The sequence below is a fragment of the Cellulosimicrobium sp. NPDC057127 genome, from assembly GCF_042670945.1.
Classification (GTDB): Bacteria; Actinomycetota; Actinomycetes; order Actinomycetales; family Cellulomonadaceae; genus Cellulosimicrobium.
In genome coordinates, this window is sequence record NZ_JBHUUP010000017.1 from 1 (window position 1) to 13,291 (window position 13,291).

The window sequence follows — 13,291 nt, forward strand, 5'->3', positions numbered from 1 at the left end:
GCGGGCACGCAGGGTGCCCGCCGCCGACCTGCCGTCAGCCGCAGCTCACGGCGTCGTACGGCACCTCGACGGTGGTCGTCCGGTCACCGATGGTGGCCGTGACCGTCGCGGCGCCGGCCTCGACGTCCGCGGCCCGGACCGCGAACGCGTGGTACGCGTTGGCGCCGGCCGCGACCCCGGCGACCTCCTTGGTCCCGTACGCCGTGGCGAGGGTGATCGCCGCGGCCTCGTCGTCGGCGTTCGTCGCGCGGACCGCGACGTACGCCTTGCCGGCGAGGCAGCGCACGGAGACCTCGGCGTCGACCGCGACGTCGGGCTCGTCGTCGCCCGACGTCAGCCGGAACCAGTCGAACGCCACCGTGACCGGCGTCTCCTGCTCCGGGCCGATCGCCATGAGGCCGACCGAGGTGAGCGGCACGTCGTTCGTCACCGGTTCACCCAGCGACTGCCAGTTCACGCCGCCGTCGCTCACCCAGCCCTGGTACGTGTTCCCGACCTTCGCCAGGCGCAGGTACCAGTACCCGGACTCGGTCGAGTCGGCGATCTCCAGGGCGCGGTTGCCGCCGTTGCCGAACTGCGCGTCCTTCTCCGACACCAGCTCGGCGCCGAGGTTCAGCGCCGCGCCCGGCTCGTTCTTGGCGACGACGTCGAGCTTGACGTAGTTGTCGTCGTCGCCGTAGGCGAGCAGCCCGGCGAGCTGCCAGCGGTGCGCGAGCGGCGCCTTCATCCGCGTCTCGGCGACCCAGTCGCCCTCCGGTGCCGTCTGGAGGACGAAGTTGCGCGGGTCGCCGTTGTTCGCGGCGTTGATGTCGCCCGGCTGCGTCGTGATGCGCAGCTCGCCGTCGGCGACGGCGAGCTTCGACGCGTCGTACCGCGTGACGGCGTCCCAGCGGCAGCCGTCGAGGGCGTCGCCCTCGAACTCGTCGCCCGGCTCGCGCACGCCGTCGTCCGGCTCGGGGCCGGTCACGTGGACGAAGTCGACCTTCGCGACCGTGTCCGCGGTCGCGGTGTCTCCCCCGGCCATGACGCCGAACGTCGCGCCGGCCTTGACCGGTGCCGAGCCCGCGAGCGCGGTCCACGACTGGCCGTCGGCCGAGTACGCGGCCGTGATGGCGGAGCCGTCCGAGACGAGCCGCAGGTGGATCGTCGACGGGAAGTCCGCCGTGACGTCCGCCTGGCCGTGCCACGTGCGGGTCCCGCCGGTCTCGGTCTGGAACTCGAGGAAACGGTTGCCGTTCTGGTTCTTCGTGAACGCGAGCTTGGTGTACTCGTCGTCGTCCACGTGGACCAGGAGACCCGCGTGCTGCCAGTGCCGTGCCAGGGGCACGTCGAGCCTGGTCTCGAGGGTCCAGGCGCCCGCGGGTGCCGGCTGACCGATGTAGCTGATCGGGCCGGCCTCCGCCTCGTTGATGTCGCCCTGCACGACCGGGAGGACGGCGTGGCCGTCGGTCACGGAGATCGCCGCGCCCTCGGCCTGCCGCACGACCGTCCACCGGTCGTCGAGCCCGTCGCCGTCGAACTCGTCCGACGAGTGCGCGAGGCACTGCGGCGGGACGTCCTCGCCGGGCTCCTCGGGCGCGACCGGGTCGTCGTCGAACACGAAGTCCTGGAACTCGACCGCGCTGGTCGCGGCCGTGCTGTGGGCGGTGACGAACATCCCCACGTCCTGGACCGCCGCCGCCCCCGGGAGGGTCTCCGGCTCACCGATCTGCGTGAACGTCTCGCCGTCCTTGCTCCAGTACGCCGTGTACAGGTCGCCGTCGCGCACGAGGCGCACCCACGCGGGGTAGCTCGTCGTGCTGGCGCTGCTCGACGTCGCGAGCTGGCCGCTCGCGTTGCCGCGCAGCCACTCGAACCCGCCGCTCGGACGCATGCCGAGAGCGGCGTAACCCTGCGAGCCGCTCGTCTGCGCGACGTCGTTGCGGACGATGATCCCGGCCTTGGCGGACCCGTTCGAGTTGCCCTGGCTGTTGATCCGCACCGTGGCCGACCAGTTCTCGTCGGCGTCCTGCTCGCGGTAGATGGTCGAGTACTCGTTGGTGCCCTGCCACATGTTCGCGCCGCCCGACGTGATGAGGTACTTGCCCTCGGCGAGCTGCTCGAACGTCCCGTTCGCGTTGGTGAAGGTCTGCATGCCGGCGAACAGGTCGCCGACCTGCGCGACCACGACGCGCGAGCGCGTGTACAGGCCCTTGTCGTTGGTGGCGACCGCGGTCAGCTCGTAGGTGTTGTCCGCCGTCACCTCCCACGTCGCCTCGTACGGCGCCTCGGTGTCGGTGCCGATGGAGGTGCCGTCGACGAAGAACTCGACCTCGGTCACCGTGTTCTCGGTGTCCTCGGCCTCGGCCGTCACCGTGATCTCGCCCTGCTCGAGCTGGACGCCGGCCTCGGGCGAGGTGATGCGGACCTTCGGCCGCGTCGTGTCGGACACGGCCTTGCCGTCCGCCTCGATGAAGTTGAGACGGCGCTCACCCGCGCCGGGGAACACGACGTAGAGCGTGAACGGCTCCATCGGGTCGGTGAGCTCGACGCGCACGTCGGTGAACGACCCGAGCCCGGTCTGGGGCACCTGCGCGGTGCCGAGGAGCTCGCCGTCGGCGGCGCCGCGACGCAGCTCGATCGTGCCCTCGCTCGCCGCGGCGACCCGCAGGTTCAGCGCCTCGACGCCGTACAGGCTCACCGGGTCGTAGGACGCCCAGGCACCGTCGGCGCCGGTGACGACGGAGCCGCCGCCCTCGACGTCGCGGCTCGGGATCGTCGTCGTGCCCTCGCTCGCCGTCGTGAACTCGGCCTCCCGCTTCTTCGGGAAGATGAGCGTGGTGTCCGAGCCGGTGAGCGCGGGCACGTCGCCCTCGCCGCCGCCGTCGGTGTAGCGCGCGTCGATCACGTAGAAGACGTTCATGTCCTCGCTGTGACCGCCGCCCAGGCTGGTCTGGATGGTGCCGGTGCGTCCGTGCAGCGGCTCGGCCGGGTGCGCGTGCGCGTCGTGGCCGAGCGCCGGCTGGATGATGACCCGCTCGTCGTCGATCGCGTCGCCGTCCGGCGAGTCCTCCGCGTCGGTGACCGACACGTCCCACGTGATCGCGTCGCCGAAGTTGAAGAACGACCCGGTCGGCGGCAGGCCGAAGTCGACCTCGGGCCGCGTGTTGCCCACGGTGATCGGCACCGTGGCGGTCCCGGTCTTGCCCGCGGGGTCGGTCACGGTGAGGCGGGCGTCGTAGACGCCGTTCTCGGTGTACGTGTGCGTCGGGGCGACGTCGGTCGAGTCGGTCTCGCCGTCACCGTCGAAGTCCCACGCGTACGTGAGCGCCTCGTTCTCGGGGTCGGTGCTGCCCGACCCGTCGAAGGCCACCTCGAGCGGCGCGATGCCGGAGTCGGGGGTCGCCGTCGGCGTCGCGGCCGGGGACCGGGAGCCGGAGACGTAGTCGATGCGGTGGAGGCCCGAGCTCGGGTTGTCGCGCCCGTAGCCGCCGCCCCAGTCGAGCACGTACATGGAGCCGTCCGGTCCGAACTTCGAGTCGATCGGCGCGAGGAACTCCTCCTCCGGGAGGAACGGGTTGACCTTCTCGACGTCCGTGGCGCTCGTCCCGACGCCCCCGTCGACGAGGTCGATCGAGTACATCTTGTTGCGCGCCCACTCGTAGAAGAAGGGCTTGCCGTCGTAGTACTCGGGGAACTTGGTGTCCGACTCCAGCGCGGGGTCGAACTGGTAGAACGGGCCGCCCATGGGTGCGAGGCCGCCGCCGGCGTTGATGGCGCCGGGGACGGACGAGCGCTGGTAGCCGTACCAGAGGTCGGCGGGCTGCGCCGGGGGCAGCTCGGTCAGGCCCGTGTTGAGGATCGAGTCGTTCACCGGGGCGTCGCAGTCGAAGAACTCCCCGACCGTCACCGGGCTCGTGCGGTAGTCGACGTCGCGGAAGGGCTCGTTGTTCCCCATGCACAGCGGCCAGCCGAAGTTGCCGGCCTCCGTGACGTAGTTCCACTCCGCGATGCCGGCCGGCCCGCGGTTCGCCAGGTTGTCCGACCCGTTGTCGGGCGAGTAGTCGGCCACGCCGAGGTTGCCGGTCTCCGGGTCGATCGTGAACCGGAACGGGTTGCGGAAGCCCATCGCGTAGATCTCGGGCAGCGTCTTGTCCGCCGTGTCGGCCGCCTCGTCGAAGAGATTGCCCTCGGGGATCGTGTACGAACCGTCGGCCTCGGGGTGGATCCGCAGGACCTTGCCCCGCAGGTCGTTGGTGTTGGCCGACGTCGCACGCGCGTCGTGCAGGCGTCCCGGACGCTCCGAGAGGGGCGCGTAGCCGCCCGACGGCTCGGAGTGCGGGTTCACGTCGTCGCCCACGCCGATGTAGAGGTCGCCGCTGGCCGGGTCGACGATGAGCCCGCCGCCCGTGTGGCCCGGCTCGTCGGGCAGGCGCCCGGCCGGGACCTCGATGACCACGACCTCCGACGCGGGGTCGATGACCGTCGACCCGGGTCCGTCCGACGTCACCGTGAACCGCGAGACGCGGCTGACGAAGTTCGCCGGGTCGGTGTCGTCCGCGCTCGCGGGCGAGTAGTACTGGTAGAGGTACCCGTTGGTCGCGAAGTCCTTGTCGAGCGCGATCCCGAGGAGGCCGTCCTCACCGCCGGAGTACACCGGGAGCGTGATCGCGGTCGTCGTGTTCTGCGTCCGGGGGTCGTAGACGCGGATCTGCCCGCGCACGAGCTCCGTGTAGAACACGCGGCCGTCCGGGGCGACGTCCATCGCGTACGGCGCGCTCGTGTTCGTGTCGAGCGCGACCTTCTCGAACTGGCCCCAGTCGGTGCCGCCGCAGTCGCCCTCGACCATGCCCGCGGCCCACTGCACGCCGCCGACGATGTGCTGCACGAACGCCGGTTCCTGCGTGTAGTGCGCACCGAAGTGGCCCATGCCGGTCATCCAGGCGCGGCCGCCGTCGTACGGCTTGCACCACGAGATGGGGTGGTCGTAGCCCATGGCGTTGCCGCCCGGGTCGTACGTCGACTCGTCCATCGTCGCGAGCACGTGCGCCTCGCCGCGCACGTTCGCCGAGAAGTTGTACCACTCGTCCGCGCGGTCCCAGCGCTGCGGCAGGTGCTCGGTCGACGGGTGCGTGCGGTCCTCGACCCGCACCGTGCCCGGCAGGCCCGGGCTCGACCCGGTGGCGGCGTGACCGGGCATGAGCGCGCCGATCATCTCGTCCCACCACGCGTAGCTGCCGCGCATGTCCGTGGCGTTGTGGATGGCGACGATGCCACCGCCCGCCTGCTGGTAGCGCTCGAGCGCGGCCTTCTGGTCCGCGTCCCACGGGTCGCCCGAGGTCTGGAACATGACGAGCGCGTCGTACTGCGCGAGGTTCTCGTCGGTGAAGACGGTCGATTCCTCGGTGTGGTCGGACTCGATGCCCGCCTCGGCGAACGCGGCCTCGAGCACCGGGGTGCCCTGCGTGATCGCCTCGGTGTGCCGGAACTGGGTCGTCTTGGTGAAGATGAGCACCTTGTGCTCGTCGTCGGGTTCGATCGGTACGACGTCGGCCGTGGCCATCGTGGCGGGCGCGAGCGTGAACGCCAGCGCGCCGATGGTCAGGGCCGCGACGGTCCTCCCCCTGCGGGGACGTCGCGAGGTCATCATGGTGCCTCCAGGGCATGACGTGCGGACCCGGACGTCGTCGTCCGGGAAGGGTGGTCGTCATCCCGCGGCGTGCCGGCGCCGGCGGTCGAGCTACGACTACGGAGGTCAGGGTTCCGGCGTGGGCATCAGTCCCTTCAGGTAGGCGAGGCCGTCGACGGCGATGGCGTCCTGGGTCGGTGCCAGCGGCCGCCAGATGGACGCGGCCGTCGCGATCGTCGCGTTCTCGGCGGTGAACGACTCGATGACGAGCGGGCCGTCGTAGCCCGCTTCGTCGAGCGCGCGCAGGATCGCGGGCCAGTCGAGGTGGTCGGTGCCCGGTGCGCCGCGGTCGTTGCCGCACACCTGGACGTGCGCGATGCGATCGCCCGCGCGGACGATCGCGGCGGGCAGGTCCGTCTCCTCGATGTTCATGTGGTAGACGTCGAGCATGAGCCCGATGCCCTCCGCGGGGAGGCGCCGGACGACCTCGAGCCCCTGGTCGACGGTGTTCACGAGGCTCGTCTCGTAGCGGTTGAGCGGCTCGAGCCCGACGACGACGCCGGCCTGGACCGCGTGGTCCACCACGGGCGCGAGGTGCTCGGCCAGCTCGTCGTAGGCGGCCTCGCGCTCCGCGGGCCCCAGCCGCCACGTGCGGCCGACCGACGCGTACGCCGGCCCGCCGATCACCGGCGCGCCGACCGTCGCCGCCGCGTCGACGACGCGGCGCAGGTAGTCCTGCGTGGCGCGCACGGTCGCCGCGTCGGCCGCGACGAGCTCGCGCCCGTCGCCCATGACGAGCGACACGCTCGCCCCCAGGCCGTGGTCGGCGAGCACGCGTGCCGCGAGGTCGGGGTCCCAGTCGTCGGGGTGCTCCACCGGGAGCTCGACCACGTCGAAGCCCCAGGCGGCGACGCGCGGGGCGACCCCCCGGAGCGCGTCGTCCGTGAGCGGCGACGTCCACACCCAGGTGTTGACGCCGAGCCGCCGCGGTCGCAGGGCGGGTGCTGAGGTCGGGGCCACGCTGCTCTCTCTCGTCGGAGGATGGTCCGCCGCGGGCGACGCGTGGGCGCCGCGCCCCCGCGGGCGACGTCGGGAGGTCGACGGGACCGGACGCGGTCCGGACGGCCGTGACGGCCGTCCGGACCGCGCGCGGGTCAGCGGTCGGTCCAGGCCTCCGGGTACCCGGGCAGGTCCTCGCCACCGAACTTCGCGTAGTGCAGCGACGGCATCTCGGCGTTCGCCTCGAGGTACGTGTCGAGCTCGTCCGCCTCGATGGGCTCCTGCGGCAGGACCCACTCCGACGGCACCTGCTCGCCGGCCCAGATCATCTGCGCCGCGAGGATCGGGGTGCGCCACTGGAAGTTGGAGTACACCGCCGCGATGGCGTTCATGTCCGTCTCCTGCCACTTGCGCAGGAAGCTCATCTCGTCCTCGCCCATGAACACCGGGTACGGCTTGCCGGCGTCCTCGAACGCCTCGACGGCCGCGACGGCGCCGTCGCCCGCGTCCATCCAGATGCCGTCGACGTCGCCGCGCTGCAGGTACTGCGTGACGATGTCCTTGATCTGCGCGGCGTCGCCGCCGGTGAACTCCTCGCCCACGACCTCGAGGCCCGACTCGGAGAAGATCTTGTCGGCCGCCGCCCAGCGGTTCTCGAGGACGTCGACGCCCGGGAGGATGCGCAGCGCGAGGACCGTCGAGCCCTCCTCCAGGTTGTCGACGAGGTACTCGGCGCCGTCCGCCCCGTAGGCGTAGCCGCCGATCGGGTGGATGAACGTCACCATGCAGTCGGTGTTGACGCCGCGGTCGAACACGATGACGGGCTTGCCCGACTCGCACGCGGCCTCGACCGCCGGGGTCAGGGTCGCGGTCGTCGACGGCGACACGATGATCGCGTCGCAGTCCCCGGCGGCGACGAACGCCTGGATGTCGGAGATCTGCTTGTTGTCGTCGTCCGCCGCGTCGGAGACGCGGAACTCGCCGATGACGCCCTCGTCCTGGAGTACCTGGACCTGCTGCTCCATGGTGATGAAGCCGGTCACGCGCCACGGGTTGGAGACCGACGCGTTGGAGAAGCACAGCGTCTTGCCGCCGCCCTCGCTCGCGAACTCGGCCGTGTCCACGTACTCGGGCTCGATCGCCTGCAGCCACGGCTGGTCGGCCGGGCCCTCGGGCTCGATGTCGCGCTGCGCGAGCTGACGGTCGTAGTCGGCCTGGACGAACCACTCGGAGTCGGCGCCGCCGGTCTCCTCACCGTCCTGGGTCTCCTCGGCGGAGGTCTCGCCGCCGCCCTCGGGGGCGTCGGTGGGGGTGTCCGTCGTGCAGGCCGCCGTGACGAGCAGTGAGGCCACTGCCGCGCCGGCGAGGAGTGCTCGTGTACGTCGCATGTCCTTCTCTCCTTGGTGAGACGTCGTCGTCCCGCGGGTGCGGGGGAAGGTCGTGGTGCTGTCGGGGGTCGTGGGTGTCGCGTCAGGCGGTCGCGGGGGCGGGCTCCTTCGGCTCGGCGGGGCGCTCTCCGGCGGGCTGGTCCCCCGCGGGCGGGCGGCGTCGCGCGCGCCGCGGCATCGCGGCGTACGCGACGGCGGCGATGATGATCACGCCCTGGACGGCGGGGCGGATCGTCGACGGCAGGCTCAGCTGGTTGAACAGCGTGAACAGCGCCTCGAGGGTGAGCGCGCCCGCCATCGCCGCGACGACGGTCCCCCGCCCGCCGCCGAGCACGACCCCGCCCAGCACGACCGCCGTGATCGCCATGAACTCCAGGCCCTGCCCGACCTGCGCCGTGACGCCGGCGTAGCCGCCGATGAGCACGGCGGCGACGGTCGCCATGAAGCCGGAGAGCAGGAACGCACGGGTGCGCACCCACCAGACCGCCGACCCCGAGTAGGACGCCGCGACGTCGTTGTCCCCCGTCGCGACGAGAGTCCGGCCGAACGGTCGGCGCATGAGCGCGGCGGCCGCCACGCCCAGCACCACGACGATCATGAGCGCCCAGGGCACCTGGAACTGGCCCGGGGTGTCGGGCAGGCCGCCACGCCCCCACTGCCGGAACCCCTCGGTGAGCGCCCCCGTCGGCGCGCCGCCGGTCCACAGGCGGATCGCGCCGTACAGCACGAGCATCATGCCGAGCGTCGTGATGAACGACGGCACGCGCAGCAGCGTCGTGACGAGGCCGTTGACGAGGCCTACGGCGAGACCGAAGAGCAGCATGAGGGCCATGACCGGCCACGTCATGGAGTCCTGGCCGTCCATGAGCTTGGCGGCGATGACGACCTGGGCACCGACGAGCGAGCCGACCGACAGGTCGAACTCGCCGGACACGATGACGAAGTACTGCCCGATCGCCAGGATGACGAGCGGTGCGGCCTTCTTGACGAACGCCATGAGCGACATCGGCTCGCCGAACGACGGGTTGATCACCAGGATGACGGCGAACACGAGCACGAGCAGCGCGAAGACCGTCCAGCTCCCGCCGGCCGTGAACCGCTCGAGGAGGCCGGCACGGGGTGCGCGCGCGGGGATGGCGCGGCGCGGGGCGTCGGTGGTCATGCGGACGCACCTCCTGCGGTGGTCGTCGGGGCGTCGGTCCGGGACGTCCCGGGTCCGGGTGGCGCCGCTCCTCGTCCACCGGCGCCGAACCGCGTCCGGCTGCTCGCCGGGTCGATCTGCCGGCGGGCGTACAGGGCGACGGCGGCGATGATGACGACGCCGCGCAGCACGTCCTTGAAGAACGGGTCGACGTCGAGGACGTTGAACACCGTGTCGAGCACCGCGAGGATGAGCACGCCGCCGACCGTGCCGACGACCGATCCTCGGCCGCCCAGGAGCAGGGTGCCGCCGAGCACGACCGCGGCGATCGAGTCGAGGTCGAGGCCGTACGAGTACACGAGCGCGTTGCCCGTCCCGAAGCGCGCCGCGATGAGCAGGCCCGCCACGCCCGCGCACATCGAGCACAGCACGTGCGCGAGGAGCAGGGTCCGGTCGGTGCGGATCCCCGAGAGGCGCGCGACGTCGGCGTTCCCCCCGACCGCGAACATGTGGTACCCCGAGCGGGTGCGGGCGAGCAGCACCACGCCGGCCGCGGCCACGAGGAGCATCACGACCGTCGAGACGGGCACGGGACCGATGCGCGTGTAGCCGAACATCTGGAACGACGCCGGGACGTCGCCCGCGGGTCCCTTGAACTGCGTGTCGAGGTAACCCTTGACGACGAGCCCGACACCCAGCGTGGCGATGAACGGGTTGACCCGCAGCTTCGTGATCGCCAGGCCGTTGACGAGCCCCACGAGCGCCGCCACGCCGAGCGCCGCGAGCACGCCGATCCACGCACGGGCCGGGTCCCCGGCCATGGTCGTCGCGCCCACGATCGAGCACAGCGCGACGACGTACCCGACGGACAGGTCGAGGGACCGGCACAGGATGACGAACGTCTGGCCGATGGCGACGAACCCGAGCAGGCTCGTCTGGGTCAGCATGTAGGCGGTGTTCGCCGTGCTGAACAGGTTGCCGCCGCCGAGCGCGACGAGCACGCCGGCGACCACGAGGATGCCGACGAGGGCGAGGTAGACGATCTCCGTCGAGCCGATCCGGCGCCGGCGCCGCGAGGCGGGGCGTGCGGCGGGCGGGGCGGTCGCGACCGCGGTGCTCATCGGTCCTCCTGGGTGCGGTCGGTGCCGTCCGGCGCGCCGGCGCTGGTGTCGTGTCCGGGAAGGTCGTCGGTGTGCGCGGCCGCGGCGAGGTCCACCGCGAGGTGCTCCCCCGACGTCGTGCCCGCCCCGGTGGCGAGCGCCATGACGGTCTCCTCGTCGCTGCCGTGGGGCAGCTCCCCGGCGAGGCGCCCGTCGCGCATGACGAGGATCCGGTCGGCCATGGCGACGACCTCGGGCAGCTCGGACGAGATCATGAGGACGGCGACGCCGCTCGCGGTCAGCTCGCGCATGAGGTCGTAGACGGCGCGCTTGGCCCCGACGTCGATGCCGCGCGTCGGCTCGTCGAGGACGATGACCTGCGGGTCGGTGACGAGCCACTTCGCCAGGACGACCTTCTGCTGGTTGCCGCCCGACAGGAACTGGACCTCCGCCTCCTGCGAGCTCGCCACGAGCTCGAGCGAGGACAGGATGCCCGGGATCCGGCGTGCCCGGCGGTCCGCGGACCCCGGCAGGACGGAGTCGAGGACGAGCCGCGCGTTGGCGAGGATCGACTGGCCGAGCGCGAGGCCCTCCGCCTTGCGGTCCTCGGTGACGAGCGCGAGACCGGCACGGACCGCCTGGCGCGGCGAGCGCACGTCGACCGGCCGCCCGCCCACGAGCACCCGGCCGCGCGTGAACGCGTCGATGCCGAAGATGCCGTGGGCCACCTCCGTGCGCCCCGAGCCCTGGAGCCCGGCGAGCGCGACGATCTCGCCCGCGCGCACCGCGAACGTGACGTCGTCGACCTGGCCGTTGCCGACGCCCTCGAGCGCGAGCCGCACGTCGCCCGGCACGACCGCCGGGTCCTTGGCGGGGAAGTACCCGGCGAACTCGCGGCCCACCATCGTGCGCACGAGTCCGTCCGGGTCGATGTCCGCGGTCGGGGTCGTCAGGACGTGGTTGCCGTCCTTGAGCACCGTGATGGTGTCGCAGAGGTCGAAGATCTCCTTGAGCCGGTGCGAGACGTAGAGGATCGCCACGCCGCGCCCGGAGAGCCGGCGCACGAGCTCGTAGAGCAGCTCGACCTCCTGGTCGGCCAGCGCCGCCGTGGGCTCGTCCATCGAGATGATCCGGGCGTCGTACGACACGGCCTTGACGATCTCGACGACCTGCTGCTGCGCGACGGACAGGGAGCCCACGCGCTGGGTCGCCGCCAGCGACGACAACCCGAGGTCGGCGAGGAGCCGGTCCGTGTCGTCGTTCATGCGCCGACGGTCGACGAGACCGCCGCGGCGCGGCTCGCGACCGAGGTAGACGTTCTCGGCGACCGAGCGCTCCGGCAGCAGGTTGAACTCCTGGAACACCGTGGAGACGCCGGCGTGCTGGGCGGCGAGCGGCGAGGCGAACGTCGTGACCTGCCCGTCGAGCTCCATGGTGCCGCCGTCGGGGCGGTGCACGCCGGCGATGATCTTCATGAGCGTCGACTTGCCCGCCCCGTTCTCGCCGACGAGCGCGTGCACGTCGCCCGCCCGCACGTCCAGGTCGATGTCGCGCAGCACCGAGTTGCCGAAGAACTCCTTGCCGATGCCGCGCAGGCGCAGGACCGGCTCGCCGTCCCCTCCGTCAGGTGCGGGGACGCGGGGCTCGCGCGTCGTCGTGGCGGTCATGCGGACACCTCCACCCAGGTCCGGGCCCGTGCGGACTCACCGACCGCGGCGACGAGCCGGGCGGCGCGCAGGCCGTCGTCGAAGGTCGGCAGGCCGTCGGGTGCCGTGCCGTGGATCGCGGCCGCCGTGTCGGCCACGAGGGCGTCGAAGCACTCCTGGTAGCCCTGCGGGTGGCCGGCGGGAAGGCGTGAGTAGCGCGCGGCGGCCGGGGACAGCGCGTCCGGGTCGCGCACGAGGAGCCGCGACGCGTCGCGTCGTCCCTCCCACAGCCGCTCCGGCTGCTCCTGGTCGAAGGCCAGCGTCGACTCCGTCCCGGAGATCTCGAGGTAGAGCCTGTTCTTGCGGCCGGCCGACACCTGCGAGACGACGGCGGTCCCGAGCGCGCCGCCGTCGGTCTCGTACTGGAGCGTGACGGCGTCCTCGGTCGTCACCGGGTGGTCGACCCCGTCGGCGCCGCGGCGACGGGGGTTCACCGTCGCGGAGCGGGCGGACAGGCGGACGATGCGGTGCCCGGTGGTGAACTCCAGGAGGTCGCAGAAGTGCGAGCCGATGTCGCCGAACGCCCGGCTCGCGCCGCCGAGCGCGGGGTCGACGCGCCAGTTGTCGTCCGAGTCCCGCAGCAGCCAGTCCTGCAGGTACGAGCCGTGGACGAGGGAGACGGTCCCGACCTCGCCCCGGCGCACGCGCTCGCGCGCCTCGCGGACCATCGGGTGGAAGCGGTAGACGAACGGGACCACCGCGACCCGTCCGTCGGCGGCACCGGCGTCGGAGGCGAGCGCCGCGAGCTCGGCAGCGCCCTCCACGTCGACCGCCAGCGGCTTCTCGCACACCACGTGCTTGCCGGCCGCGAGCGCCGCCCGGGCGATGGGTACGTGCAGGTGGTTCGGCGTGCACACGTGGACGACGTCGACGTCCGGGGAGGCCAGCAGCTCGTCGACCGAGCCGGCGACGCCGCGCGCACCGATCGGTCCGGCCGCGTCGCGCGCGGTCTCGACGTCGGACGCCGCGACGAGCGACACGGTGCCGCCCGACGTCCGCACCGCGCGGGCGTGGACGCCGCCCATGAACCCCACGCCGACGATGCCGGCGCGATAGGTCGCGGGGGCGCCTGCCGGCGCGGGGGGCACGGTGACCGCGGCGGGTCGGGTGTCGGGGTCGGCGAGGGCCGTGGTGGCTCCTCGGGTCTGGCGTGCGTCCTGCTCCGGTGCAGGGACAGCACGGTGTTGCGCGTCGTCATCGGCTCGCATGGCTGACAACGTAGGGGTGCTTCTGACACCGGTCAAGCAAAAGCCGGAAGTTCACCATCCGGGTTCTAGAAAGTGGCCTGTAGAACAATCAGAAGCGAACAACGCGCCGCCCTCCCGCCGCGGACGGCGGCAGGAGGGCGG

The 13,291-nt window shown here is 72.3% G+C and carries 7 protein-coding genes; all 7 read right to left on the reverse strand.

The features are described 5' to 3' along the window. Window positions 1-34: 34 nt before the first annotated feature. A complete protein-coding gene (locus ACFTZA_RS15075; RefSeq protein WP_378196547.1) occupies window positions 35-5,629 on the reverse strand; it encodes a ThuA domain-containing protein in 5,595 nt (1,864 codons plus the stop codon). A gap of 105 nt (window positions 5,630-5,734) precedes the next feature. Further along, window positions 5,735-6,628, reverse strand: a complete 894-nt coding sequence (locus tag ACFTZA_RS15080; RefSeq protein ID WP_378196550.1) for a sugar phosphate isomerase/epimerase family protein — start codon at window positions 6,626-6,628, stop codon at window positions 5,735-5,737. A gap of 134 nt (window positions 6,629-6,762) precedes the next feature. Further along, on the reverse strand, window positions 6,763-7,995 hold the full coding sequence (locus ACFTZA_RS15085; RefSeq protein ID WP_378196553.1) for a substrate-binding domain-containing protein: 1,233 nt from the start codon (window positions 7,993-7,995) through the stop codon (window positions 6,763-6,765). 82 nt (window positions 7,996-8,077) lie between these two features. After that, window positions 8,078-9,157, reverse strand: a complete 1,080-nt coding sequence (locus tag ACFTZA_RS15090; RefSeq protein ID WP_378196556.1) for an ABC transporter permease — start codon at window positions 9,155-9,157, stop codon at window positions 8,078-8,080. After that, window positions 9,154-10,257 (reverse strand): ABC transporter permease, encoded by a 1,104-nt coding sequence (locus tag ACFTZA_RS15095; RefSeq protein WP_378196559.1) that lies wholly within the window; start codon window positions 10,255-10,257, stop codon window positions 9,154-9,156. The genes ACFTZA_RS15090 and ACFTZA_RS15095 overlap by 4 nt, the downstream gene beginning before the upstream one ends. Further along, the gene (locus ACFTZA_RS15100) at window positions 10,254-11,903 is read right to left on the reverse strand and encodes a sugar ABC transporter ATP-binding protein (protein WP_378196562.1); all 1,650 of its coding nucleotides are present in this window, start codon (window positions 11,901-11,903) and stop codon (window positions 10,254-10,256) included. The genes ACFTZA_RS15095 and ACFTZA_RS15100 overlap by 4 nt, the downstream gene beginning before the upstream one ends. Next, the gene (locus ACFTZA_RS15105; RefSeq protein WP_378196565.1) at window positions 11,900-13,150 is read right to left on the reverse strand and encodes a Gfo/Idh/MocA family protein; all 1,251 of its coding nucleotides are present in this window, start codon (window positions 13,148-13,150) and stop codon (window positions 11,900-11,902) included. The genes ACFTZA_RS15100 and ACFTZA_RS15105 overlap by 4 nt, the downstream gene beginning before the upstream one ends. Window positions 13,151-13,291 lie beyond the last annotated feature (141 nt).

Coding starts and splice junctions, on each gene's coding strand:
- ACFTZA_RS15075 (WP_378196547.1), bottom strand. CDS start 5,629: ATGATGACCTCGCGACGTCCCCGCAGGGGGAGGACCGTCGCGGCCCTG.
- ACFTZA_RS15085 (WP_378196553.1), bottom strand. CDS start 7,995: ATGCGACGTACACGAGCACTCCTCGCCGGCGCGGCAGTGGCCTCACTG.
- ACFTZA_RS15095 (WP_378196559.1), bottom strand. CDS start 10,257: ATGAGCACCGCGGTCGCGACCGCCCCGCCCGCCGCACGCCCCGCCTCG.
- ACFTZA_RS15090 (WP_378196556.1), bottom strand. CDS start 9,157: ATGACCACCGACGCCCCGCGCCGCGCCATCCCCGCGCGCGCACCCCGT.
- ACFTZA_RS15105 (WP_378196565.1), bottom strand. CDS start 13,150: ATGCGAGCCGATGACGACGCGCAACACCGTGCTGTCCCTGCACCGGAG.
- ACFTZA_RS15100 (WP_378196562.1), bottom strand. CDS start 11,903: ATGACCGCCACGACGACGCGCGAGCCCCGCGTCCCCGCACCTGACGGA.